The following is a 24,763-nucleotide window of genomic DNA, read 5'->3' on the forward strand; positions in this document are numbered from 1 at the left end:
GAGAAAAAGAATGATTGAATCAATTATTAGATGGTCTATCGGCAATCGTTTCTTTGTTTTGTTGATTACCTTAATTATCGCGTTTGGTGGTTTGTATTCATTACAAAAAACGCCAGTAGATGCACTCCCAGATCTTTCTGATGTGCAGGTGATAATTAAGACGAGCTATCCGGGACAGGCACCACAAGTAGTGCAAGATCAAGTGACGTTTCCCCTTACTACAGCGATGTTGTCAGTACCGGGAGCGCAAACTGTTCGTGGTTACTCATTTTTTGGTGATTCCTACGTCTATATCATTTTTGATGATGATACTGATTTGTATTGGGCTAGAAGCAGAGTACTTGAATACTTAAGTCAAGTAGCATCAAGCCTGCCTGATTCGGCAAAACCACAATTAGGACCTGATGCGACAGGTGTGGGTTGGGTATACATCTACGCTTTAACAGATAAGTCTGGAAACCATGATCTAAGCCAATTAAGAAGTATTCAAGACTGGTTTTTAAAGTATGAACTACAAACTGTTCCGGGCGTGTCTGAGGTTTCCGCCGTTGGCGGTATGGTTAAGCAATATCAGGTACAAGTCGATCCCGACAAGCTCAGAGCTTATAACGTGCCGTTAAGTCATATCCAAATGGCACTTAAACGAGGCAATAAAGAAACTGGCGCATCTGTTGTGGAAATGGCGGAAGCTGAATATATGGTTACTGCTACGGGATATATTCAATCAGTTGGAGACATAGAGAAAATTCCACTTGGTATTAACGAGCAAGGCACGCCATTGCGTATTGGTGATGTTGCTACCGTTAATTTAGGGCCTCAAATGCGCCGTGGTATAGCAGAGCTTAATGGTGAAGGCGAAGTTGTAGGCGGTGTTGTCGTTATGCGCTTTGGTGAAAATGCCCAACAAACCATAAACGGTGTAAAAGAAAAACTTGAGTCGCTTAAATCTTCTCTACCAGAGGGGGTGGAGATTGTCCCTGTCTATGACAGATCGAAGTTAATAGATCGCGCTGTTGATAATCTTTGGAGCAAGTTGCTAGAGGAGCTTGCAGTCGTTGCTATTGTCTGTGTTGCTTTCCTATTTCATCTTCGCTCATCAATTGTAGCTGTTGTCACTCTGCCATTAGGTATCTTGGTGTCGTTCATCATCATGTATATGCAAGGCATCAATGCCAATATTATGTCTTTAGGTGGTATCGCTATTGCGATCGGTGCGATGACTGATGGCGCAATAGTGATGATTGAAAATATGCATAAACATATGGAGAAAACACCACTAACGGATGAAAACCGTTGGCAAATTGTAGCTAAGGCTGCGAGTGAGGTAGGCCCTGCATTATTTTTTAGCTTGCTGATCATAACTGTCTCATTCTTACCTGTGTTTATCTTAGAAGCGCAAGAAGGCAGAATGTTTTCACCGCTCGCCTATACAAAAACCTATGCAATGGCGGCATCAGCAGGCTTGGCGATCACATTGGTGCCTGTTTTGATGGGCTACTTTATTCGAGGCAAAGTTGTTTCTGAAAAGAAAAACCCGTTAAACCGATTATTGATTGCTATCTACATGCCTGTTTTAAAGCAAGTAATGAGGTTTCCAAAATCGACAATAGTAGCAGCAGTATTAGTGACTATCGTTGGCTTTTGGCCTGTCGATAAAATCGGTAGTGAATTTATTCCACCGTTGGATGAAGGCGATCTCATGTATATGCCTACTACTTATCCCGGTATTTCAATTGGTAAAGCAAGAGAGTTATTACAGCAAACGGACAAGTTACTCCGCACAGTTCCAGAGGTTGAAACGGTATTTGGTAAAATAGGCCGTGCTGAAACTGCAACCGACCCTGCGCCGTTAACTATGATTGAAACTTTTATACAATTGAAGCCTCAAGACCAGTGGCGTGAAGGCGTAACAACTGAATCACTAAAAGTTGAACTTGATAAATTGGTTAAGTTTCCGGGCTTAACAAATGCTTGGGTTATGCCAATCAAGACCCGAATCGACATGTTAGCTACAGGCATAAAAACGCCTGTGGGTATTAAAGTTGCCGGACCAGAGCTTGGTGTGATTCAGGAAATCGGCCAACAAATAGAGCAAATTTTACCCGAAGTTACAGGCACAGCATCAGTTTACTCTGAGCGAGTTGCAGGTGGACGATATATCAAGGTTGATATTTCACGCGATAAGGCAAGTCGCTTTGGGTTAAATATCGAAGATGTTCAACAAGTGGTTTCTACAGCTATTGGTGGTATGAACGTTACTCAAACGATAGAAGGTCAAGAGCGTTACCCTGTTAACTTACGTTATCCGCAGGATTATCGTGATTCTCCAGAGCAGCTTGCAAGGTTGCCAGTTGTAACACCAAATGGACAACGCATTGCACTAGGTGATGTCGCAGATATCCGAGTAGAAAATGGTCCGCCGGGGATTAAGAGTGAAAATGCTCGATTAAATGGCTGGACGTTTATCGATATAGACGGTGTTGACGTAGGTACTTATGTTGAAAGTGCAAAAATACACTTGGCTAATAATCTAAAACTACCAGCAGGTTATTCAATTACTTGGGCTGGGCAATACGAATATATGGAAAGAGCGAAAGAAAAGCTCACCTATGTATTGCCTTTAACACTCGCCATTATTGTTATTCTACTTTACTTAAACTTCAGAGCGTTTAGCGAAGTGGCTATCATCATCGTGACTTTGCCGATGGCAATGATTGGTGGCTTATGGTTGATGTATCTAGAAGGATTTAACTTCTCTGTGGCTGTTGGCGTGGGCTTTATTGCGCTGGCTGGTGTTGCTGTTGAGATTGGCGTGATAATGCTGGTTTATCTCAATCAAGCACTTGCTGAGCTGAAGGAAAAAGCCGAAGAGCGAGCAGAACGTATTTCAGATGATGCTTACCAAGATGCATTATTACACGGTGCTGGTTTACGTGTGCGTCCAGTAATGATGACAGTATCCACAATCATTATCGGCTTAATGCCTATTTTATATGGCACAGGAACTGGTTCGGAGGTTATGAGTCGTATTGCTGCACCTATGGTAGGTGGCATGACAAGTGCTGTGCTGCTCACTCTTATTGTACTTCCTGCGATTTACTCAATCGTTAAAAAGCCTGAAGTAAATGCCTTTAACAAAGGGCTTTCTAACTTGGATCTAGATAATAATGCTTAGCAAAGTTAGAAAATATCACAAATGGCTTATGGCATTTGTCGGAATACAATTTCTGTTCTGGTCTATAACTGGCGTGTATATGGTGACTATGGATATTCACTATATACATGGCGAGTTCTTAGCTAAGAGTGAGGAAGTTAAAATAGATTTAGCAAGAGTGAATTACTCCATTGCAGAACTTGCTGCTGATTACCCAGAAGCTAGCCAAGTCACGCTTACCCAAAGCATGGGGGACCCTTTGTATTCTTTTATTAATGGAGAACAGGGGAAAGTAGCAATTGGTGCCAAAACCGGGGCTGTTCAGGCCCTTGTTGATGAAATCAAAGCTAAAGAAATCGCACAATACCACTATGCAATGAATCATGAAATAGACAGCATAAGGCTGATTCAATCAGTCACAGAAATGCCTGCTGAGTTGTCTCCAAGACACTTACCCGTTTGGAGAGTAACTTTTGACCAATTCGCCACACCAACATTTTATATAAGTCAACAAACAGGCGCACTTGTTGCTAAGCGTCATGATTACTGGCGCTTGTTCGATTGGATGTGGCGTTTTCACATTATGGATTACGATGATGGTGAAAACGTATCTAACTGGTTTTTGTTCTTAGTTGCAACTCTAGGTCTAATGGGAGCAATTACTGGCGCTGTATTGACTTATTATCGAGTGCTTTCCCCAAATAAAAAGGGAGTCATTTGATGCGACTATTTAAGTTGAATACAACGTTACACAAATGGCTTTCTTTATTTGTTGGTTTACAACTGATTATTTGGTTGGGAACGGGCCTTTACTTCAATTTAATGGATCACAGTAAAGCCAGTGGTAATGAGCTTAGAGTTCATTCTCATCATGAAGGTAACATTACAGACTTTAGATTTATCCCTATTAAAGACATTACTAGTGAAGCACCTCAAGAAGTAAAACTTATATGGATTTTACATCAGCCTTACTATCATTTTGTGTTCGATAAGGGCCAGCATAGCTACCAAGAACGCCACTCAAAGCTATTTGATGCTTTAACAGGAAAGCCATTTAACCTGTCTGAAGAACAAGTACTAACTTTGGCAAAAAACTCCTATTCAGGTGAGGGCAAGCTAACTACACCAGTGTTATCTCAGCCCCCATTTTCTGATCACGTAAGGCAACAAAATCCTATGTGGCAAGTTGTCGTTGAGGATGAGAATAATACAACTATTTATTTAGATAGTATTACAGGCCAAGTGCTTCGCCATGCCAATGATGATTTCAGATTGAAAGATCTGATGATGAAGCTTCACTTTATGGACTATGGCAACTCTGGAGGGTTTAACCATTGGTTGATCATTGCATTTGCTTTTTCAACGCTATTACTTTCACTTACTGGCGTAACTTGGCTGATACAGCAATATCAAAACGGTTTCCTAAAGCCTGTTTGGAGTAGCAATAAGCAAAAAGTTGCTGTGACCTTTTCCAATGAAAATACCATTACTGACATTTCAGCAACTGGTTACTCAACAGTATTAGAAGGATTAGCTAGTTCACATGTTTACCTTCCGTCAAGTTGTGGTGGAGGCGGTACATGTGGCAAATGCATGTTCTTAAGTTCAACTCAATTACCTATCACACTTTCTGAGCAGGAACATTTATCAGATGAGCAGCTTAAGGAAGGCTATCGGTTAGGATGTCAGCACAGATTCTCTGAAATTAGCTCAATTGAAGTTAATACGGATCTCAATATTGAAAATCATGAGCTAGTTGTGGTTGCGACTAACTTCATTACTCCTTTTATCAAGGAAGTGAAGTTTAAGGTGAAATCAGGCAAACAATTGGCATTTAAAGCTGGAGCATATATGCAATTTGAAGTGCCAGCAGGGATGAATAGTTTACGCCCAGATGATATGCCAGAAAACTATGAAAAATACTGGGAAAGTTATTCTCATGGAAGGTTTTCTCATGACGGTGTAACTCGTCACTACTCATTAGTTAACTTTGACGAGGAATCAGATGAGTTAACGTTTAACATCCGCTGGCATACCGCTAAAGATGGTTATAGAGCAGGCATAGGTTCAAGCTATTTAGGTTCACTCCAAGTAGGTGAAACGATAATGGCAAAGGGTCCTTTTTCTGACTTTTACGCTACTTCAGATAAAAAGGTTCCTCGCATATTTATTGGCGCTGGCTCAGGGATTGCTCCACTCAGAGCTATCATTTTTGAACAGTTGAAAAAACGGCAAGATGAAAGTGATTTGACTCTCATCTATGGTGCGAGAACTGAAGATGATTTGCTGTACCGCGATGAGTTGAACTCATTGAGCGAGCAGCATAAAAACTTTTCTTATATTCCTACACTTTCTAACCCTTCAGAACAATGGCAAGGGCATTCTGGCTATGTACAGCAAGTACTTCTGCCGTATTTGAGCCAGAAAGTAAAACTCCTGTCTACAGAATTTTACTTGTGCGGTCCAGAAGCAATGATGAGTGAAGTGGAACAAATAATTACTGATGTTGGTATACCCAATAATCAAATTTTCAAAGACAAATTTAGTCGTTAATTCATAAAATAAGTAGAGGTAAATATGAAGACATTAATTAAATTTTTAACCGTAATCAGCGTTGTTTTTAGTAGTGCGGTGTTCGCGCATGTTCATCTTGAAAAAAGTGTGCCTGCTGATAATGCAATGTTAATGAAGACTCCAGAAGAGTTAACGTTGGCATTTAGCAAAGAGGTTCGTGTAGTCAAAATTACATTGAAAGATAAGCAAGGTAAAAAGATTAAATTTGGCTTCAAACCTACTAAAGAAACCAATACCGAATTTACGTGGAAGCTACCGAAACTTACACCTGCTAACTATGTTGTTGATGTTACTTTCTTAGGTAAAGATGGGCATAAAATGAAAGATAGTTTTGGCTTTATGGTTCACTAATCTAATGGAGTGATTGCTATGGAAATGTATATCTGGAATACAGTCATTGTACTGTCAAAAATTGTATTTTACGTCGGTTTTGCCTGCATTGCTGGTTATACATTTTTCAAGCAAGTTTTTGAAAAAAGTGAGCCTCATAATAACTTGGCAATAGCGAACCTAAGATGGATAAGGGCTTCTATAATCGTCGCTTTGATTGCAAATGCCATTTGGTTCTTCGCTAGTACTGGTGCGATGGCAGAAGAAGGCATTCAAGGTGCACTTGAGCCTGATATGTTAGGTATTATTTGGGACTCTTCTATCGGTGATGGAACTTTACTTAGAGGACTTGGGTTAGTTCTAGCGATATTCGCGATTACGTCACACATTAAATTCAAATCTGTTGCGCTGAGCAACAACATAAAACAAAGCTTGTTAGGGCTTAGCCTTGTACTACTTTCCTACACCTTTAGCTTGTTCGGTCATGTATCTGAACTAGAAGTGTTCGAAAAAGTATTGTTGATGCTCCATGTGCTTGTTATGGCTTGGTGGTTCGGAGCGTTGTTTCCACTTAAACAAGCTTGCCATGAACAGGACTATGAGCAGCTCTACTCATTGATGGACAAGTTTGGAAGGCAAGCAAGTATCGCGGTGAGTCTATTGTTAATTGCTGGCCTTTGGTTAGCTTTTCAATTAGTCGGAAATGTTGGCGAGCTTTTTAGTTCAAGCTATGGGCAAACACTGTTGCTTAAATTAGCTCTCGTCACTTCGATATTGGGCATCGCAGCTAAGCACAGGTTAAAACTCGTCCCACAACTTAAAAATAGCGATGGTAGAGAAGCACTATCTAAATCTATCTCGATAGAAATGGTAGTCGCTTTTGCCATTTTATCTGTAACGGCAGGGCTTACTAGTGTTGTTGGCCCTGCAAATTAAAACTTAAAAGAGAAAATATAAATGAAAACAATAAATATATTACTCGTTTTATTAATGACGTTTAGTTTCGTAGCAAACGCTCATGGTGATAAGAACAAAGACAAACGTTTGTTTAAAGGTATAGATACCCCTGCCGCAAAAGTTGTTTTGGCATTTCATCAAGCACTAGAAACGGGTAACAAAGAGCTAGCAAGAACACAGTTGGCTGATGATGTAACCATCTACGAGGGTGGTCGCGTTGAGAGAAGTGCTGATGAATACGCTCATCACCATATGCTGTCGGATATGAAATATCTTGCTTCTATGAAGAGCGAAACACTTGAACATCAAGTAACGATTCTTGGAAATACCGCTATATCTGCTTCGCGCAGTCATACTAAAGGTACTTACAAAGGTAAAGAGCGCGATTATCAAGGCATGGAAACGATGGTGCTGGAAAAACAAAACGGTGAATGGAAGATCAAGCACATTCATTGGTCACACTAGCTCAAAAATTATTATATCAGGCTTGACCTGTGTCTAACACACAGGTCTAAACTTAACTCAGTTAACCCATTTATTAAGTCAGGATAGCTTATGAAAGTTACTGAATTAGCCAAAGAGTTTGGTACAACACCCGATACTGTCAGGTACTACACTCGATTAAAGTTACTCAATCCAACTAAGTCTGAAAACGGATATAAGTACTACCCCCCAACAGAAATCTCTAGACTGAAGTTTATTTTAAGTGCAAGACAACTGGGGTTTTCAGTATCAGATATACAACACATTGTTGATGAGGCGAGTCTCGGAAAAGCTGCATGCCCTCTAGTTAGGTCTCTAATTAAGGAAAGGCTAGCTGAGACTGAAAAACAATTTCAGGCAATGTTAGCTTTGCGTAAAAACATGAAAGATGCGCTAGCGCAATGGGAAATCAAGGAAGATAAAGCGCCAACCTCCACTATGGTATGTCACCTCATAGACAGCTTTGAACCTACAGAAAACAATGGCGGCTCTCATGAGTAATATTAAACCTGATCATCAGCTCATTATAGAAGGTGCAGGCTGTGCAAGTTGCGTCGGTAAAATTGAGGGGGCGCTGAAAGGAACCAATGGTGTAGTTAGTGCTGAAATGAATTTTGCTGATAGGACTGTTCAAGTCACAGGAACCGTGAAAACGGAAGAGCTGATTAAAGCTGTTGAATCTATAGGTTATAACGCTAAACCAATCGATGATAGTTCAGCAATTGATACGCTTGACGAGAAAGAGGCAGCAGACTGGAAGTATTACAAAAAGCTAATACGAGATACTTTTATCGCTCTTTCACTCGGCGTTCCTCTAATGATCTACAGCATTGTTGTTGGAGAAATGACGGTTGAAACAAACCTTGAACGCTTGTCTTGGCTAGTTGTAGGCATTTTAACTTTTGGTGTTATGTATTTTTCAGGTAAGCATTTCTATGTAGGAGCATGGAAAAGCTTTAATAATCACTCTGCGAATATGGACACCCTAATTGCTTTAGGAACAGGCACAGCATGGATATACTCAATAGCTGTTGTATTGGTTCCAGACGCAGTGCCATTGATGGCGAGACATGTTTATTTTGAAGCTACAGCCATGATCATTGGATTGATTAATTTAGGTTTGGCACTAGAACTAAAAGCCAGAGGAAAAACCTCTGAAGCTATCAAACGTCTTATTGGGTTACAGACCAAAACAGCAACAGTAGTTCGTGATAAGAAAGAGGTTCAGATAGGTATCGAGCAGGTTTTACTTAATGATGTGGTGAAAGTAAAACCGGGGGAAAAAATTCCTGTAGATGGCATAGTATTAGAAGGCCACACATCTATTGACGAATCAATGCTTACGGGCGAACCCATGCCTGTTGAAAAAGCCAAAGAAGATGAAGTTGTTGCAGGAACGTTAAACAAGTCAGGCATGATTTTGTTCAGAGCGACACGCGTAGGCAAAGACACGGCGCTTGCGCAAATCATCAATATGGTGAAACGAGCGCAAAACTCTAAGCCACCTATTGGCCGCTTGGCCGATGTGATTTCCGCTTATTTTGTTCCTGTTGTCATGATCATATCTATATTAAGCGCTCTAGCATGGCTTAACTTTGGACCTGAGCCTGCAATTGCTTTTGCCATCGTTTCAGCAACTACTGTGCTTATTATTGCCTGCCCGTGTGCTTTAGGCTTGGCAACACCCATGTCTGTCATGGTCGGAGTAGGAAAAGCAGCAGAAGCCGGAGTGCTTATTCGCAACGGTGAAGCACTGCAAACCGCCTCTAAAATCACTGCCATGATTTTAGATAAAACGGGCACTATTACTGAAGGGGCACCTAAGGTAACCGATATTGTTTTAGCAAAAGCGACTGACGAGAAAGAAGTGTTACAGCTTGCGGCAAGTTTAGAAAGTGGCTCCGAGCACCCTTTGGCACAAGCGATTGTTGAAAGTGCGTTAGATCAGGATATTGAGTTACTAAAAATAGAATCGTTTAACGCCATTACGGGTTTTGGTGTAGAAGCAAGCTGCAACAACAAAACCTTACTTTTTGGTAACGATAAACTAATGAAAATTAAAGGCATTGACCTTACAGGTTTCGTTGGAAAAGCCCAGTCTTTAGCAAAAGAAGCTAAAACACCAATGTATTTTGCTGTTAATGGCAAGCTGGCAGCAATTTTTGCTGTTGCAGATCCTATTAAGTCAGACTCAATTTCAGCGATTAAACGGCTTCAGACCAATGGGATTCGCGTCATTATGTTAACGGGCGATAATAAGGAAACAGCCGCCGCTGTTGCCAAAAAAGCGGGTATTAGTGAGTTTCTTGCTGAAGTGCTGCCAGAAGACAAAGCCAACAAAGTTAAAGAGCTACAAGACAGCGGCGAAACTGTTGGTATGACAGGTGATGGCATTAACGATGCCCCTGCACTTGCGTTAGCCGATGTTGGTTTCGCCATAGGCACAGGGACTGATGTAGCAATCGAAAGTGCTGATATTACCCTGATGCGTGGCTCACTTCATGGCCTTGCTGATGCCATAGCTGTAAGCAAAGCCACTTTACGAAATATCAAACAAAACTTATTTGGCGCGTTTGTCTATAACGTAGCTGGGATTCCCTTTGCTGCGGGGATTCTATACCCCTTCTTTGGCATTTTGCTTAGTCCTGTAATAGCTGGAGCTGCAATGGCATTTTCGTCATTGACCGTAGTGTCAAATGCAAATCGACTTCGATTTTTTAAAGCCCAAAGCTCATAAAGAGTAAGCATTAAGGAGAATCACAATGATGATAATTAACTTATTAGGCTTAATGTTAATCGTGCTGATTGTTTGGTGGTTTTGGCTACACAAACCCAATAAAACAATTGTTCAAGATAATGAAATACTCATTGAAGTGAGGGATGGCGTGTATTCACCATCCTCAATTCAAGTGTCTGCTAGCCAACCTGTCACCTTGAAGTTTATGCGCAAAGATCAATCCCCCTGCGCTGAAACAATGCTTATTCCTTCATTGGATATAAGCGAACAGCTTAAGTTGAATGAAATTACTCAAATTACCATATTGAACTTGTCACCGGGAGAGCATGAGTTTCATTGTCAGATGCAAATGTATCGTGGTGTCTTAAAAGTAATTTAGTTTTGAATAGATCTTTTTATACATCTGAGTGAACGAAAGTCGCAGGTTTATTTCGTTCATGAACGAAATTTCAATTGTAGACTTTCGTTCATTTAATTGGTAAGGTGTACGAAAGTTACAGGTTTCGTACATATGAAAGTTGGTTTTGCAAGAGTCTCAACTAGAGAACAAGATTTGAATGTTCAACTGTCCAAGTTGGACGCTCATGGCTGTGAAAAAATATTTCAAGGCAAACAGTCTGGTGCTTCAGTTAGAAATGAAGAAAAGCTAAAGGAACTCATCGATTTTATCAGGGAAGGTGATGAAGTTATTGTTACCCGCCTTGATCGGCTGGGCCGATCATTAAAGTCTATTCTTGAGGCTATTGAAAGTATCCACAAAAAAGGTGCTTGTTTAAATATTATTGACGGTTCTCTCAATACCAAAAATGATAATCCGTTTGCCACCGCCATGATTAACCTATGTGGAGTATTCGCTCAACTTGAGCGGGATCTTATAAAAGCCAGAACCGCAGAAGGTCGTGAAGAGGCTAAAGCTAAAGGCAAACACATGGGCAGATTGCCTGCTTTATCAGACAAACAAGCGAAAGAATTATATAAAGATAAATTAAATGGTGAATCGATCTCTGCATTAGCGAAGAAATATTCTGTTAGCCGCCCCACGGTTCACCGAACTATTGAAAGAATGGAACAAAAGAAATAATAAATAAAAGGAGACGTTATGTGGTCTGATAAAGAATCAAAAATTGATTTCTTAAATTTTAATGAAACGGCTGAATCAATAAAAGATCTTATAACAGAAAAGGAGTTAATGCCTATTAGTATAGGCGTTTTTGGTGATTGGGGCGCTGGAAAATCGACGATTCTTGAACTTACTAAGGCTTCTCTGGAAAGCGATGAACAAGAATATATCCAAGTACATTTCGATGCATGGACTTTCCAAGGGTACGATGACGCTAAAGCGGCGTTACTAGAAACAATTGCATCTACTTTAGTTAAAAAAGCAGCAGACGATAAAAATCTCAGTGCAAAAGCAAAAGAGTTTGCTGGACGAATAGATAAGATCAGGTTGATGGGGCTGCTAATGGATGGAGGTGCAGCATTAGCTGGTATACCAACTATGGGTGGTATACAGAAGATCATGGGACTATTCAGTGGTGGTGACGATGGTGAACTCGATGTTGGTGATGTAAAAGGTGCTGTAGATGGCGCTATGGATGTCGCGAAGAAAAACAAAGGTTTAATTAAAGATAAGAAATCATTCTCACCTCCTAAAGAAATTAAAGAATTCCGAAAAGCATATTCTGATCTGTTAAAAGAGTTTGATAAGCCACTTATTGTCTATGTCGATAATTTAGATCGCTGCTCTCCGTTTAATGCTATATCGACCCTTGAGGCGATCAGGTTATTTCTATTTTTACCCAATACTGCATTTGTTATTGCCGCTGATGAGGACATGATCCGCTTGGCAGTGCCTGAGTATCACAAAGGTGCATCTCAACGACATCAAACTGATTATTTAGACAAGCTTATTCAAATTCCTGTGCATGTACCAAGACCCGGTGTCCTTGAGATTAGGGCATATTTAATGATGCTTACTGCTCAAGACCACGGCGTTACCGATGCGCAATTAGAAACGATAAGATGTGCCCTTGAAGAGTCATTAAGGCTGTCGTGGAAACAACCACAAATTACCGTTGATGAGCTACTTCAAGATCACGAGATTGAAAAGCATTCCGAACTCAGAAGTAAATTTGTGGTTGCTGAACAGTTAGCTCCACTATTAGCTGAATCCACAAACATTAACGGCAACCCTCGCATAGTTAAGCGATTACTCAATCAGGTTAAGATGAGAAAGAAAACCGCTCATCGCAGAGGAATGCAGCTTGATGAAAAAACTATCACTAAGCTGGTAATTTTTGAGAGGTGCTTAGGCACTCAGGCTACCAACAAGCTTTATGAATTAATTGATAAGGAAAACGGATATCCAAAAGTATTAGCGGATCTTGAAAATTCAGAAGTCGAATTTGACGAAATTAAGTTACCTGAAGAGTGGAAACTCGACCTAGCTTTTATTGATAAATGGTCGAAATTACCTCCCATGTTCACTGAAATGGATTTGACACCAGCGGCATATCTGAGCAGAGAAAGCATTCCAATGGGTGCTGTTAATTCGGTAATGTCTGGAGCAGCTCAAAAACTCGTAGAAGAATTAATGAAGCAAAAGGTAAGGGTCAGTGGCGTTAACTCTACTGCGATTACCACAACTCCGAAGGAAGAATACATGTCAGTCATGGATGGTTTGATTGAAAACTTTAAGTTGATTGGTGATTGGACCGAAAGACCAACAGGCATTTATGGGGCTGTGTTACTTGCCAAGCAGGATGATAAATGTAGCTTAAGTCTTCTTACATTTTTAAAAAGCTTGCCCCGCCAAAGATGGCTTAATCCAATTTTAAAAGAACTAGAGGGAACTAAGTAATATGGGTACGTCCGCATCGTCAACAGGACCGAATAACAAGAGTCCACTTATTCCATCTTGGGCAGAGCAAGGAGATCCCGTCACGATAGAACCTGCATCAGGTACTGATGGGGATGATCAAACTGGCTCTGATAATAATCAAGCTGATGATCAGAATGACAATAGCAATGATATTGACAATGACAAGGTTCAACAAGAAATCGGTGGTTCGCCAACAGCAACACCGCCTCCAAATAGGTTTGCCAGTGCCAGAAGAGCATTTGGTAAATATGCACAAACAGGTGGCTCAACCTCAGATCTAAGGCGTTCATTAAAAAGTTACTCTAGAAAAGGCTCTGGCGGAGGTAAAAGCACAAGCCGGAGACTAGCAAGCGGTATAACGGCTGGTTCTGGATTGCTTGGTGTCATGCGTGGCGACACCGTAACGGTTAATAATCAAAGCTTATCATTAGGTGATCTAACAGGGCTATCGACAGACCAAGCAATTGACAAAATTGCTAGCCATTTAGCGCCTGATAATGCCGATTCGGATGCTGTCAGAGTTGCGTTGGATTACGCACTAGAAGAAGCACTCCCCGATACAGAAGAATTTGACCCAAACAGTTTTACTGACGAAGTTATTCAAGAAGCCATAGGCTGTTATTTAACAGATCTTATTTTTCAGGATGTGGTTGAAGGCATGGGCAGAGCTTGGTTTCATGTTGAGCCTGCAAGCAAGCATCATCAAATGGAAGTTGAATTAAGGGAATTAATAAAAGTGATCACACAAGAGCAGTTAGACAAAGTAACTAATGGCAACCCTAGTACTATTAGCAAGGAAAATATTACTAAAATTCAAGCTGATGCAATTGCAATGACAGTGGATGAATGGGAGAGCTTTGATGACTAATTTTTATTTTAACCATGACCCTGATAACTTGCCTGACTTTTCTGATGATTGTCATCCTGTCCAAATGTTTCACACGCATCAAAATGACATCACTAAGCACAGCTTAGTGTCAAAACAACTACTACAAACAGTTCGTGATTTAGGATTGCATGTAGATGCTGATGCAATAGATCTCATAACAATTGCAACCGCCGTTACTGCCGCTGATACATTTGAATTGAGGGATAATGCAGAAAATGCATGGGCTAGAAAAATGCATTTGCATGTTCCTGTTACAGATGAGGATATGTGGAATACTGTTGAACCTGAACTTAGCTCATTGCTTAACTTTCTTACAGGCGATCAATGGCAATTTACGTTTGAAAAAACAACTATGCCGATGCCTGCTCCTAAAAAAAGTGAGCAAGCGAAAGCAAAAGCAAAATCACTAATAGGACTTAATTCAGTCTGCCTTTTTTCTGGTGGCCTTGATAGCGCAGTTGGTGCAATTGACATTTTAAACGGAAAGTCAGACTTAAAACCGCTTTTGGTTAGTCACGCTTATCGTGGTGATGGCGCTAAACAGGAAGATATTAAGCAATTATTATCCCCGCCATTCGGCGAATTGGCCTATTCAATGTCTCCTCATATAATAAAGCATTTAGAAGGTAAAACTGACATTAGCATGAGGGGAAGAAGCTTCAACTTCCTAGCTATGGCGGTACTTGGTATATCAGCCTTAAGAAATGCTAATTGCGATAGCAGTATTGAGACTATTGTCGTCCCTGAGAATGGCTATATTTCAATAAATCCACCGCTAACCAGAAGACGGATTGGTAGCCATAGTACTAGAACTACTCACCCAAACTTTCTGAACAGGCTTGAATCTTTGCTTAGAGATACTGGGTTCCATGTAAAATTTGTAAACCCTTATCAATTTAAAACCAAAGGTGAAATGTTAGCTGAATGCGTTGATCAAGATGCAATTAAAAAAGCAGTTCCCTTGAGCGTATCATGCAGTCATTGGCACAGAGAACATAAACAGTGTGGGCATTGTGTGCCTTGTCTAATTCGAAGAGCGTCAGTTTTTCATGCAGGATTTAAGGAAGATGCGCCATACAAGACAAAGCGGTTGAGAGGGCTTATCAAAGAAAAAGATACGCGAGATGATCTACAAGCGGTTCAAACAGCCATTATTAGGTTGAAACAGACTGATAATTATCGTTCTTGGCTACGAATGTCGGGGCCGATACCTCAAGAATTGGACAAGCGTGAAAAGCTGGAGTCAACGATTAAACGTGGTCTAGCTGAAGTTGAAGCGTTTATTAAAGATGAATTTAAATCATGATGGATCTTCATTGTCATGTTGATTTATATCCCGATCACGAGCTGGTTTTAAATGACATACAGCAAAGTGGATACTACGTATTATCCGTAACAACAGTGCCTTCTGCTTTTGAAGGCACTGTGAATCTAACCAAAGGTATAAACAAATGCAAAACTGCGCTAGGTCTACACCCACAATTAGCGCATTTAAGAAAAAATGAACTTACGTTGTTTGACCAGTTAGTAGGAAGAACTAGATACATAGGTGAAATTGGTCTCGACGGTTCGAAGGGCTTTAAAGATCATTTTGATGATCAATTAGAGGTTTTTACACATATTCTAAAAAAGTGTGAAATGTTCGAGGACAAGATACTTACTATTCATAGTCTAAACGCTACAGGGGAAGTACTCAAACAACTAGGATTGCACCCAAAAGCTGGTACTTCAATCCTCCACTGGTTTTTAGGTACAAAGAAACAAGTTCTTGAAGCCGTTGAGCTAGGGTGTTACTTCTCCATTGGTCCTAGTATGATTAACTCTTCCAGAGCTAAAAAAGTAATTTCATGGCTACCGCAGGATAAGGTCCTATTGGAAACTGACGGCCCATTTGCAAGATTCAATGGCAATGTATTATTTCCATCAAATGTAAACTTAGTGATTGATTACTTAGCTATTGAGTGGGAAGTTAATGAAGCGCTGGTGATAGAAACTTTATCTAATAATTTAAAATGCCTAGTTACAAAAAAACAGTGTGACCACATTGAAAATATGGATATTCGCCCCATTTACAATAAATAAAGGAATAAGAATTAAAATAAATGGCTGCAACAATTCAATTTAAAACGGAAAAAAAATCTGGTTGGGTTTCTGGTTACGATCTTGAGAAGCTCCTAGTTGAAGTTAAAGACAAGATTTTCACCAATAAAAAAGCTCTAACTATAGTTATTCAAGCCAGAGCAAATGCACCAATAAACACCTTAATACGCTTGATTAATGTAGCCAACCAGCTTGATCATAAAGGCGTGAAAGTAACATTAGATTTTTCTGGAAAAACTAATAAATTACTTGGCTACTGTGAGACGATGGGTTTTTTTGAATGCCTTTCTGATGGCGTAAAACTTAAATCTCCAAATGGAATCAATAAAGTCAGTAGGATCAAAAAATCTGGCAACTCATATATTTCTATTAATAAAATATCTGGTTCTGTACACGATAAATCGTTACCTAAAAAGCTGGCAGCAAAAATTACTGATAAGATCCCCAATATTACTGAAGAACAGCGTAGCGAACTCTATATTCAGTTTTTTTCTCTATTTAGTGAACTAACTAGAAACGTTTGCGAACATAGCCAGACGGAATTAAATGGATTGGCAGCATTACAAATATATAAAAATAGAGCTGAAATTGTGGTTTGTGACAGTGGGATCGGATTACTTGAGTCACTTAAGCCTAGCTTAGCAAGCCATAATGCTGCCTATACAGGGTACTCTGATGTTGAACTTATATTGGAAATGTTGACTAAAGGTATTTCAAGTAAAGAAGGCGATCAAGGTGGTAATGGCCTTTGTACTTGTTTTCATCATGCAAAATTAACGAATTCTGATATGCACATTAGACTATCTGAAACCTACTACCACTTTTTCAAAGTCGCAGACAAACCTAATTTAATCGATTCCCTAATGATTAGTGAGCAGTTACTAGAACTCACAGGCACATTCATTTCTTTTGCTGTACCATTTAACAAATAGTTTGACAAAATGTAGAGTTATCTGCTTCAATATAAAATATGAAACAGAATGAAAATGTTATAAGTCTCGTAAGAATTTTTGAAAAGAATTCTTTGACAGGGATCGGGGACGATGAAGGCAAGCAAGTTTTTAACGAGCTTGTTTTTTTTATCGACAAAAAACCAGAATATAGAATTTTCTATATCTCTATTAAAGATGTTGTATTTGACGCATCTTTTGCTAGAGAAGGTCTTGTTCGTTTGGCAAAGCATTACAGAAAAGAAAAAGGAATTTGTCTTATAGATGCAGAAAAAGAAATGTTAAGACTTAACATTCTTGCTCCCGTCTTGAGTTTAAATCAGCCGATGCCTTTTTATAATGGCGATCATTATGATCATATCAAAATGGACAAAGTCGGCAGTCCTTCAAAAACTAATAAACCTATATTTGATTTCGTTTATAAGAATGGTATTTCAAGTGCAAGTGATGTTGCTGAATACCTTGGTTTTAAAGTGAATAACGCTAGTACAAAACTAAAATCGCTATATGAAGATGGCTTCTTACTTCGTGTAGAAGATAAGTCAGAAACTGGCGGTGTTGAATTCAAATATTACGCAATTAAATAGACCATCAAAAAAAACTTTGATCCTTTTGTTCGAATATGTATAATTAGACCATCAAAATTTATTTTGATGGTCTAGCTTTGTTGTACATTAGATTGAATCATTAGGTTTATGAAAGTCAAAAAAGCTTATCAAGGAAAGGACTGCCTGATCGAGTTACCAGCAAGATCAGGCAAAGATGAACCATACTTGAGAGGCACATCTAAGGAATTTTTTACGTTCCAAGCGCGGCTAAATTTAGTCTATTTCGTAATTAATTTCAACCTTTAGCCTCTCTTTAAAACTTTAAGGAGTTGGCGATGGCCGATAAGAAAAAGAAGATCCGTGTTCCTAAGGGCATGAAGTTGATTTTTCGCAGATATCGTAAAGATCCCAAGTCAAAACAACTATTAGATGCTCGAAAATATGGTTGTAAGGCTTGGCCTCTTTTGGTTCCTGCTGAATAACAGCTAGCTAAAACTAGGGCATTTTGCTTGATGTTTGATGCCCAAATTCTTATTAATTTTTTACGGAGTAGTTTAAATGACTAATTCTAAGCAATCCTCAAAGGCGTTAGCGTCAAAAGCAGCGTCCACATTAAACGACCCATCTGCATCGCAAGTGCAAAAGTCGCTTGCAGCATCTGTATTAAGCCAGTCAAGTTCAAGCAACCAGACTAGTAGTGAGATGGAAACAAAAGCTTCTGAGGTATTAAAAAGTAGCAAATATAGTGATGAGACTAAGTCTTTCGCTGCGTCAGTACTATCTCAATCAAATAAAGCAAGATAGTAAATAATTGCAACTATTACCTGCGCTTTCGAGCGCAGAAGGGGGACATATGTCTTTTAATAATTCCGCAGCTAAAGCCTTGGGTACATCAAATTGGGAACACAAGTTTAAAGACTGGTCAACAGGTCCGGGAAAAACAGAGCGAGTGCGCTGCGAAAATGCCATTAGTATGATTAAAAGTGCAATAGAATCATCCGAAAAACTTAAGAGCAAGTCGATTAATGTTTTTTTGCAGGGATCTTATCGAAATAAAGTAAATGTACAGGCCGATTCTGACGTTGATGTCGGGATTGTTTGCTCGGATGTCTTTTTTGGACATTACCCTAAAGGGTATAACAGAGATTCGTTTGGCTATGTTGCTGCATCTTATAGCTTTGATGACTTCAAAGATGACATAGAAAAGGCATTAGTTGACAAGTTTGGTAGGGCGGCGGTAACACGGGGAAGCAAAGCCTTTGATATCAAAGCTAACACTTATAGAGTTGAAGCAGATGTTGCACCATTTATGGAACACAGGCGATTTAAAACTAATGGAAGCTATATTACAGGTGTCCAACAATTTTCTGACGATGGTAAAAAAATCATCAATTGGCCTGAACAACATTACGAAAACGGTGTTAGTAAAAATACACTTACTTCAAGAAAATATAAGCGAACTGTCCGTGTCTTTAAAAAATTAACGAATGAAATGGCCGCAAATGGAATTGAGGATGCTAAAGGCATTCCGGGGTTTTTATGTGAGTGTTTGATCTGGAACGTGCCAAATGAATATTTCAATTACACTACTTTTTATGACGTTTTACGCAACGCGATAGTATATCTGTACGCAGAATTGGGAAAAGAATCGTCTGATGAATGGGGTGAAGTTAGTGAGTTAAAATATTTATTTGGTTCCAATCAAAAATGGACAAAACAGCAGGCCCGTAAGTTGTTAGTTGCGGCATGGAATTATGTTGGGTACGAATAATGAAAAATATAGTACTCAAAAGCACCATTTACGTTTTAATTGGAGTATCAGCGCTTATCTGGTTTGGTTTTGCTTGGATTAGTGGGCTGAACCTATCTTTAGCTAAAGATTTTTTTAGCCTTGTACCTAAAGTTGTTAGTGCTGATTTATTGCTTATAGCTATTTTTGTCAAATGGGGGTGGAAGTTTAAAATATTTAGGGGGTGGCTAGTACCATTTCCCGATCTAAACGGTACGTGGGTTGGTTATGTATATTCTAGCTGGGTAGACGAAGCTACAGGTAATAAAATAGCTCCTATACCTGCAATGCTCACCGTTAAACAGACATTTTTCTCAACATCATATGTTGTTCGAACTTCTGAAATGCAGAGTGACTCTTATGTAGAAGGTTTTTTAATTGACGAACAGCGTCAGCAAAAAGAGCTTACATACAGCTATACGAGTAGACCACGAGCTAGTTTGTCGCATAGGAGTAACCCCCATGATGGCGCATGTGTCTTGTCCATTATTGAAAACCCTAAGCGTAGGCTAAAAGGGCGCTATTGGACTGAGCGACAAACTACTGGTGAGATGATCTTCGATTTTTACAGTGATGATTTACTTGAAGAGTTGCCTGATGATCACCGTGAACATCCGAAAACAGAGCCTGAAAACCAGAGGTAACATGAAAGGACTTTTAAATCATGCGTCAGTGATCATTAGCCTGATTTTAGCGGCATTATATGCGCTTGGGTTGATGTATCATTTAAGTTTTCTCAAAACGTTTGGCATAGAAGAAACGCAATTTCCATTGTCAATTGATAGGATCTTTTATCAGGGCTTTTTTGCCTTTGCTAATTTAACCGCTCCTAATATTAGCTTTGTTTTATTATGCGCTTCTGGCGTACTGATTACGGCATATTTAGCTATTTTGGTTATCGAAATAGCGAAACGCTCCAATTTTGTCGAACCAGCATTTTCAAAGCTAAGAAATGCATTCAATAAAGAACCCAATAAAATTGAACTACATCCTGCATTAGAAGACTTTGCAGAATTTTCAGCAAAAGTGTTTTGGTATGTTTGTGCTGGAGTGTTTTTTTATCTTTCTGTAATACTGGTGCTTATTGCGGCTGAACATGTAGGCAAAGAAAATGCCGAGCAATATATGGAAAAGATCAAGAATAATCAGGTTGCGGTTGATGAACTATTAGTCGAAGTTAATAAAGGGGTGGTTGAAAAATATACTGGCTATTCAATAGCGTGTAACAGCCACCAATGTGCATATTTTGACGGAGTAACATCATCTGTATTTAATCACAATGCTGTTAAATCTCTTCAATCTAAACCTGTTCAGCAATAGAACCACATAGAATTTGTTAACACCAGTAAGGAATACATATAGTCGTTATGTCAGTGCCTTTAATTAACACCCAAGATCAACGAGCCATGAAAGCCGCTTTTTCTATGTTGAGTTTTCCTCATAAATATTTTGCCAATCCCGCAAACATTCCTCGGTTAAATAAGATGTTCGAAGGTCACAAACCAGCCGAACAGTTAATTGATTTGCTCAACAAATCACAACTCAAGCTTGCTAATTATATGGATTTTTCTTCCAAAGATGTAGAAGGGTATAAAAGGATTAAGGATGTTATTTCTGATCAAACGACGAATTACGTAAATGTTCAATCGGAATTTCAAGATGACACACCTTTAACGCTAACTTCAATTGGTATTGATAACCACGTATGTAACGTTAATATGAATGTTGCTGAACTTATTAATGATCAACAGATTTTATTGAATAATGGAGAGTTAGATACTGAATTAGTATCAGAAATCTTAGATATTGCTTGGATTGTGCAGCATTTTGCTTTGCTAACCTCAGGAACATTAAAGTTGGAGGTACAACAAGATGGTTCATTTTTGTTTAAACAGATTGAGCCGGAACTTTTCACTCCAATTTGGTTTGGCGATTCATTAGAGTTTTTATCCCTAAAAGCAGCAACAAATGCTATCGCAAGCTTCGCTGTTGCGACTTACCAAAATGATGAGCCTATGACAGACTCAATTCAAGGTCTACATGCCAGAGTACTCTCAATTATTCCTCAGCACTGGCGATTAGGCTTAGGCAGTAGAACGTTGGAACTATTTCATGAAATCGCAGATCTGGTAATTTTCTTGGTAAATGTTGTTCAAAGAAAGGAGATCGATAAATCTGAAAAACCTTTAAGTAAGGGCGAGGTTAAACGAATGATCCGTCAATACCCAGAGAGAAAAGGACTATTGAGAACTTATGAGCTGATCAAGGAATTTCAGAAAAAGAACAAACCAGAAGATAGGCTCTTTGATATTAGAAATGGAGGACTAGTTTTGGGGCCACTGAAATTGGTACGTGGCCTAATCCAACAGATGGAATATTTTGCTTTGAAAAAGCAAGGACCTGATTGGCACTCATTACTTGAAAAAGAGCAAACCCGTTTTTTACTCGATGATTTGATAAAATGTAATCACCTTGATGTTCTCGAATTTGAACTAAAGCCTGATAAATTTGATTCGTCTGACTACCCTGATTTAAGACTAGATGTTGATTTTTTCATTCGAGATAAATCAATCAATATCGTATACGCGGTTCAGCTAAAACATGTTACTACAGATACGGAAGCTGGTTTGAAATCGTGGTTCAAGCTTATCGGGCAGGAAGACAAAAAGCTTAATACGGGAATACTTCAACTTGAAAGGTTAGATGAAGTCGTCAATAACTCCAGCTCAGCAAGGGAGTACCTAATTGAAAATGGCTTAACTAAAGATGAAATTTTAAATCTAAAACCAATTGTCGTTCATAATATTGGTTCCCTTGACTGCATTACACTCCACAACGGAATCTGCCTTTACGATTTATATACTTTTAAGAAGGTACTATCTGGGTGTTGGGGGTCAATTGAGTTTTACCAAAATGGCTATTATGAAAGCTCTTTTACTGAATCAAATGGTCAAAACAGTGTTGATCTTTCCAACCCTCGTAATGTCATCGATGTATATCTCCGAGAGACTAGATTTACTGAATTGAAGCATTTTGACGGAGCAAGGTATATAACGAGAAGCGTAACAATAAATGGAATAAAAGTCAGCGCAGAAGGAATCGGGGTCTAATTAAATATCAAATCCCAGAAAGAACAAAGGAGAGCAAAAAGCTCTCCTAAAGTTACTAATACGACAACAAAGAGTTGAAGGGTTAGCCGCTGCCTAACCTGCCAAATACTCGTCCTTTACGAACCGACCTTCAGCAAGGTGCCTACGCGGGTCTCGTCTGGATTTTAAGAGCGGGGAGACTCAAGCACACTCTATATTTACAATTATGATGTTAATTGACGTATTCGTCAAGATCATTTAGCAGATGAGCTGATTAGACTCGCACCATGCACTACTGCGTGCGGGTAACAGGATTTTACCAGATCATGTGCTGTTTTCAATGTAGTACCAGTGGCAAGAAGATCATCTACTAATAGAATTCGTTGAGGCTCGTTATTAACCACTGTAGTGTTATTCAAGCATAACGGAGGAAATTCACTTCTGTATGGAACGGGAATTCCTTTTAAAGAAAAATCGCCTTGAAATCCTTTCTCGGTCAATTGCTTTCTCAGCCTATGTGATAATGTTTTATGCTCTTCCACGCTGATATCAGCTCTATCTAATAGTGCAAGAGCTTCTTCAATAGTCAACTTACGTAAAAAGTCGGATGAGTGATGCGCAGTAAAAATATTTGCTAAACGCTTGCCAATAAGGCGGCTAATATTGTGTGAAGAGGGCATCGAGATAATCAGGTCATAGCCATTAGGCTCTTCAGCTTGAAAACTGTTAACAATAACACTATAGCTTTCTCTGAGTAGTTTAATGCTGGTAATATCAGTAGTAAGGTTATCTTTGCCTTTTAATGCGTAGATTATTGGACAGTTATCACCGGGGATCTTACGGTGCTTTCTTCTTGATTTAGCCGAAGCTAATAATCTCTTAAACAAAGAATAAATTGTTAGGCCGCCTATCTCTTCTTTGGTTGGATTTCCTTGAGGTCTGGTTTTCAACCACTCTTTATTATCGTGATCAACTTTAACGACATTTCCTTGTACTATAAGCCCCAATTGTCACCTCAAATAGATGTAATTATTGTACTCAGTCTATCTATTTATTGGCTAATATGGAATCTTCACAATTCGTTTTTTGAACAACAGGTCGTCCCTTTTTGAATAGGAGGGCATTTAACTGTTCCGTAAGAGCAATAAACGCAACAATCACCTTTTAACGGTTTAAGCAGTGCTTTACAGCTTTCGCATTCGTAATACCACTGACAAGCGTTTGTTAGCATGGTTTCCACCTTGCTAAATCCACATTCGGGGCAAGTGATTTTAGATTCTAGTTCTATACCTTGCATACTGGTTCCTTAATGGGCTTAACAATATCTAAAATAGACATTACGACCATCCAAATGATCCCAAAGTAAAATAAGTAAGTGCTCCAGTCGTATTGCCATAAAGGATACAGGGTCAGCAATACTGCAATTGGGCCAATGACACTTAAAACGCCTCTCAATGAATCTCGATGTTGATACCAATTATAGAAATTAACTAACAACGCTAGTGAAGCAAATAATGGCAATAAGGTGTTCACCGCTATCCCTTCAAAATGTGAAAGAAAACCTAACCCAAGAGCGGATGCCAATGAGCCGAGTGCCGGAAAACATGCTGTGCAGCTAAGGGCGGCTAGCCAAACGCCACCAGAACCTACTTTATCTAGAATTTTATTGATCATAACTATCTACCTCAATTTTTAAGGTAGTATAAACTCCGTACATAAGTACGGGGTCAATAGCTATTTAAGTGAATTTATAATGGGGCAGGTTTTTGGGTCTTGATTGGCCTTGCAAGAATCTGTCATATCTTGAATCACGTTCTCTAATCGCTGTAAATCATCGATCTTATCTCGTATGAGTTGCAGCTTTTGCAACCCCATCGACTCTATATCTGCGCAATTTCCGCTGAGTGACATCAGTGATTCAATTTCTTTCAGCGTAAACCCTAATGCTTTAGCTTTCAGAATAAATTTGAGTTGATTGACAAGGGCATCGCCATACATTCGGTAACCAGATTCTGGTTTTAAAGGCTGCTCTATCAGACCTTGACGCTCATAAAAACGGATTGTTTCAACGCTAATGTTAAGCTCTTTAGCAAGTTTACCTATGGTTTTCATAAACAGGCTCTTCAATTAATAAGTGTCATTATACCAATATTCAAAATTGCCCTTAATGTTGAAGAAATAATTCTCTCAATTATTATTGGTCACGGTTTTGTAATTGCTCACCGAGTCGATTGATATTCAGTGTACTAACATTCTTCATCAGTTAGGTGAGCAGCACGTAA

General features: G+C 39.3%; 26 protein-coding genes. 22 read left to right on the forward strand and 4 right to left on the reverse strand.

The annotated features are described in order from the left end of the window. Nucleotides 1-10: 10 nt before the first annotated feature. The 22 genes from PULV_RS17700 to PULV_RS17805 all read left to right on the forward strand — a co-directional run bounded on the left by PULV_RS17700 (nucleotide 11) and on the right by PULV_RS17805 (nucleotide 22,502). The gene (locus PULV_RS17700) at nucleotides 11-3,175 is read left to right on the forward strand and encodes an efflux RND transporter permease subunit (protein ID WP_193332389.1); all 3,165 of its coding nucleotides are present in this window, start codon (nucleotides 11-13) and stop codon (nucleotides 3,173-3,175) included. Nucleotides 3,176-3,263: 88 nt separating this feature from the next. Then, nucleotides 3,264-3,875: a PepSY domain-containing protein gene (locus PULV_RS17705; protein ID WP_227009435.1), complete on the forward strand. Its 612-nt coding sequence runs from the start codon at nucleotides 3,264-3,266 to the stop codon at nucleotides 3,873-3,875. Further along, on the forward strand, nucleotides 3,875-5,707 hold the full coding sequence (locus PULV_RS17710) for a 2Fe-2S iron-sulfur cluster-binding protein (RefSeq protein WP_193332391.1): 1,833 nt from the start codon (nucleotides 3,875-3,877) through the stop codon (nucleotides 5,705-5,707). The genes PULV_RS17705 and PULV_RS17710 overlap by 1 nt, the downstream gene beginning before the upstream one ends. A gap of 24 nt (nucleotides 5,708-5,731) precedes the next feature. Continuing rightward, nucleotides 5,732-6,079 (forward strand): copper resistance CopC family protein, encoded by a 348-nt coding sequence (locus PULV_RS17715; protein ID WP_193332392.1) that lies wholly within the window; start codon nucleotides 5,732-5,734, stop codon nucleotides 6,077-6,079. An 18-nt stretch (nucleotides 6,080-6,097) separates the two neighbouring features. Then, nucleotides 6,098-6,994, forward strand: coding sequence for a copper resistance D family protein (locus tag PULV_RS17720; protein ID WP_193332393.1), 897 nt, complete (start codon nucleotides 6,098-6,100; stop codon nucleotides 6,992-6,994). Between the two features lie 21 nt (nucleotides 6,995-7,015). After that, nucleotides 7,016-7,480, forward strand: a complete 465-nt coding sequence (locus PULV_RS17725) for a YybH family protein (protein WP_193332394.1) — start codon at nucleotides 7,016-7,018, stop codon at nucleotides 7,478-7,480. 90 nt (nucleotides 7,481-7,570) lie between these two features. Then, on the forward strand, nucleotides 7,571-7,999 hold the full coding sequence (locus PULV_RS17730; RefSeq protein WP_193332395.1) for a MerR family transcriptional regulator: 429 nt from the start codon (nucleotides 7,571-7,573) through the stop codon (nucleotides 7,997-7,999). Then, on the forward strand, nucleotides 7,992-10,235 hold the full coding sequence (locus PULV_RS17735) for a heavy metal translocating P-type ATPase (RefSeq protein WP_227009436.1): 2,244 nt from the start codon (nucleotides 7,992-7,994) through the stop codon (nucleotides 10,233-10,235). The genes PULV_RS17730 and PULV_RS17735 overlap by 8 nt, the downstream gene beginning before the upstream one ends. A 25-nt stretch (nucleotides 10,236-10,260) precedes the next feature. Beyond that, entirely contained in the window at nucleotides 10,261-10,614 is a 354-nt protein-coding gene (locus tag PULV_RS17740) for a cupredoxin domain-containing protein (RefSeq protein WP_193332397.1), read from the forward strand. A gap of 132 nt (nucleotides 10,615-10,746) precedes the next feature. After that, nucleotides 10,747-11,316, forward strand: a complete 570-nt coding sequence (locus PULV_RS17745; RefSeq protein ID WP_193332398.1) for a recombinase family protein — start codon at nucleotides 10,747-10,749, stop codon at nucleotides 11,314-11,316. An 18-nt stretch (nucleotides 11,317-11,334) separates the two neighbouring features. Next, nucleotides 11,335-13,095 (forward strand): KAP family P-loop NTPase fold protein, encoded by a 1,761-nt coding sequence (locus tag PULV_RS17750; RefSeq protein ID WP_193332399.1) that lies wholly within the window; start codon nucleotides 11,335-11,337, stop codon nucleotides 13,093-13,095. A gap of 1 nt (nucleotide 13,096) precedes the next feature. Next, a complete protein-coding gene (locus PULV_RS17755) occupies nucleotides 13,097-13,984 on the forward strand; it encodes a hypothetical protein (RefSeq protein WP_193332400.1) in 888 nt (295 codons plus the stop codon). Further along, nucleotides 13,977-15,311, forward strand: a complete 1,335-nt coding sequence (gene qatC / locus PULV_RS17760) for a Qat anti-phage system QueC-like protein QatC (RefSeq protein ID WP_193332401.1) — start codon at nucleotides 13,977-13,979, stop codon at nucleotides 15,309-15,311. Before PULV_RS17755 ends, qatC begins: the two co-directional genes overlap by 8 nt. Further along, the gene (gene qatD, locus PULV_RS17765) at nucleotides 15,308-16,087 is read left to right on the forward strand and encodes a Qat anti-phage system TatD family nuclease QatD (protein ID WP_193332402.1); all 780 of its coding nucleotides are present in this window, start codon (nucleotides 15,308-15,310) and stop codon (nucleotides 16,085-16,087) included. Before qatC ends, qatD begins: the two co-directional genes overlap by 4 nt. A gap of 20 nt (nucleotides 16,088-16,107) precedes the next feature. After that, entirely contained in the window at nucleotides 16,108-17,037 is a 930-nt protein-coding gene (locus PULV_RS17770) for a hypothetical protein (protein WP_193332403.1), read from the forward strand. Between the two features lie 38 nt (nucleotides 17,038-17,075). Further along, on the forward strand, nucleotides 17,076-17,642 hold the full coding sequence (locus PULV_RS17775) for a hypothetical protein (protein WP_085282028.1): 567 nt from the start codon (nucleotides 17,076-17,078) through the stop codon (nucleotides 17,640-17,642). 296 nt (nucleotides 17,643-17,938) lie between these two features. Then, nucleotides 17,939-18,085, forward strand: coding sequence for a hypothetical protein (locus PULV_RS17780; RefSeq protein ID WP_175474806.1), 147 nt, complete (start codon nucleotides 17,939-17,941; stop codon nucleotides 18,083-18,085). 76 nt (nucleotides 18,086-18,161) lie between these two features. Next, on the forward strand, nucleotides 18,162-18,407 hold the full coding sequence (locus PULV_RS17785; protein ID WP_085282030.1) for a hypothetical protein: 246 nt from the start codon (nucleotides 18,162-18,164) through the stop codon (nucleotides 18,405-18,407). A 49-nt stretch (nucleotides 18,408-18,456) separates the two neighbouring features. Then, nucleotides 18,457-19,374, forward strand: coding sequence for a nucleotidyltransferase domain-containing protein (locus PULV_RS17790; RefSeq protein ID WP_193332404.1), 918 nt, complete (start codon nucleotides 18,457-18,459; stop codon nucleotides 19,372-19,374). Beyond that, entirely contained in the window at nucleotides 19,374-20,036 is a 663-nt protein-coding gene (locus PULV_RS17795; protein WP_193332405.1) for a Cap15 family cyclic dinucleotide receptor domain-containing protein, read from the forward strand. The genes PULV_RS17790 and PULV_RS17795 overlap by 1 nt, the downstream gene beginning before the upstream one ends. Nucleotide 20,037: 1 nt before the next feature. Then, nucleotides 20,038-20,712 (forward strand): hypothetical protein, encoded by a 675-nt coding sequence (locus tag PULV_RS17800; protein WP_193332406.1) that lies wholly within the window; start codon nucleotides 20,038-20,040, stop codon nucleotides 20,710-20,712. A 47-nt stretch (nucleotides 20,713-20,759) separates the two neighbouring features. After that, the gene (locus tag PULV_RS17805) at nucleotides 20,760-22,502 is read left to right on the forward strand and encodes a hypothetical protein (protein WP_193332407.1); all 1,743 of its coding nucleotides are present in this window, start codon (nucleotides 20,760-20,762) and stop codon (nucleotides 22,500-22,502) included. Between the two features lie 233 nt (nucleotides 22,503-22,735). Here PULV_RS17805 and PULV_RS17810 read toward each other — a convergent pair whose 3' ends face one another. The 4 genes from PULV_RS17810 to PULV_RS17820 all read right to left on the reverse strand — a co-directional run bounded on the left by PULV_RS17810 (nucleotide 22,736) and on the right by PULV_RS17820 (nucleotide 24,593). Then, complete coding sequence (locus tag PULV_RS17810; RefSeq protein WP_138628172.1) at nucleotides 22,736-23,488, reverse strand: phosphoribosyltransferase family protein; 753 nt, start codon at nucleotides 23,486-23,488, stop codon at nucleotides 22,736-22,738. Nucleotides 23,489-23,553: 65 nt separating this feature from the next. Next, nucleotides 23,554-23,778 carry a GDCCVxC domain-containing (seleno)protein gene (locus PULV_RS22015; protein WP_227009437.1) on the reverse strand — a complete coding sequence of 75 codons (225 nt, stop codon included), beginning with the start codon at nucleotides 23,776-23,778 and terminating at the stop codon, nucleotides 23,554-23,556. After that, nucleotides 23,766-24,155: an organomercurial transporter MerC gene (gene merC / locus PULV_RS17815; RefSeq protein WP_008109712.1), complete on the reverse strand. Its 390-nt coding sequence runs from the start codon at nucleotides 24,153-24,155 to the stop codon at nucleotides 23,766-23,768. The genes PULV_RS22015 and merC overlap by 13 nt, the downstream gene beginning before the upstream one ends. Before the next feature lie 60 nt (nucleotides 24,156-24,215). Further along, on the reverse strand, nucleotides 24,216-24,593 hold the full coding sequence (locus PULV_RS17820) for a MerR family transcriptional regulator (RefSeq protein WP_193332408.1): 378 nt from the start codon (nucleotides 24,591-24,593) through the stop codon (nucleotides 24,216-24,218). Between the last annotated feature and the right edge of the window lie 170 nt (nucleotides 24,594-24,763).

Source organism: Pseudoalteromonas ulvae UL12 (assembly GCF_014925405.1).
Taxonomy (GTDB): Bacteria; Pseudomonadota; Gammaproteobacteria; order Enterobacterales; family Alteromonadaceae; genus Pseudoalteromonas; species Pseudoalteromonas ulvae.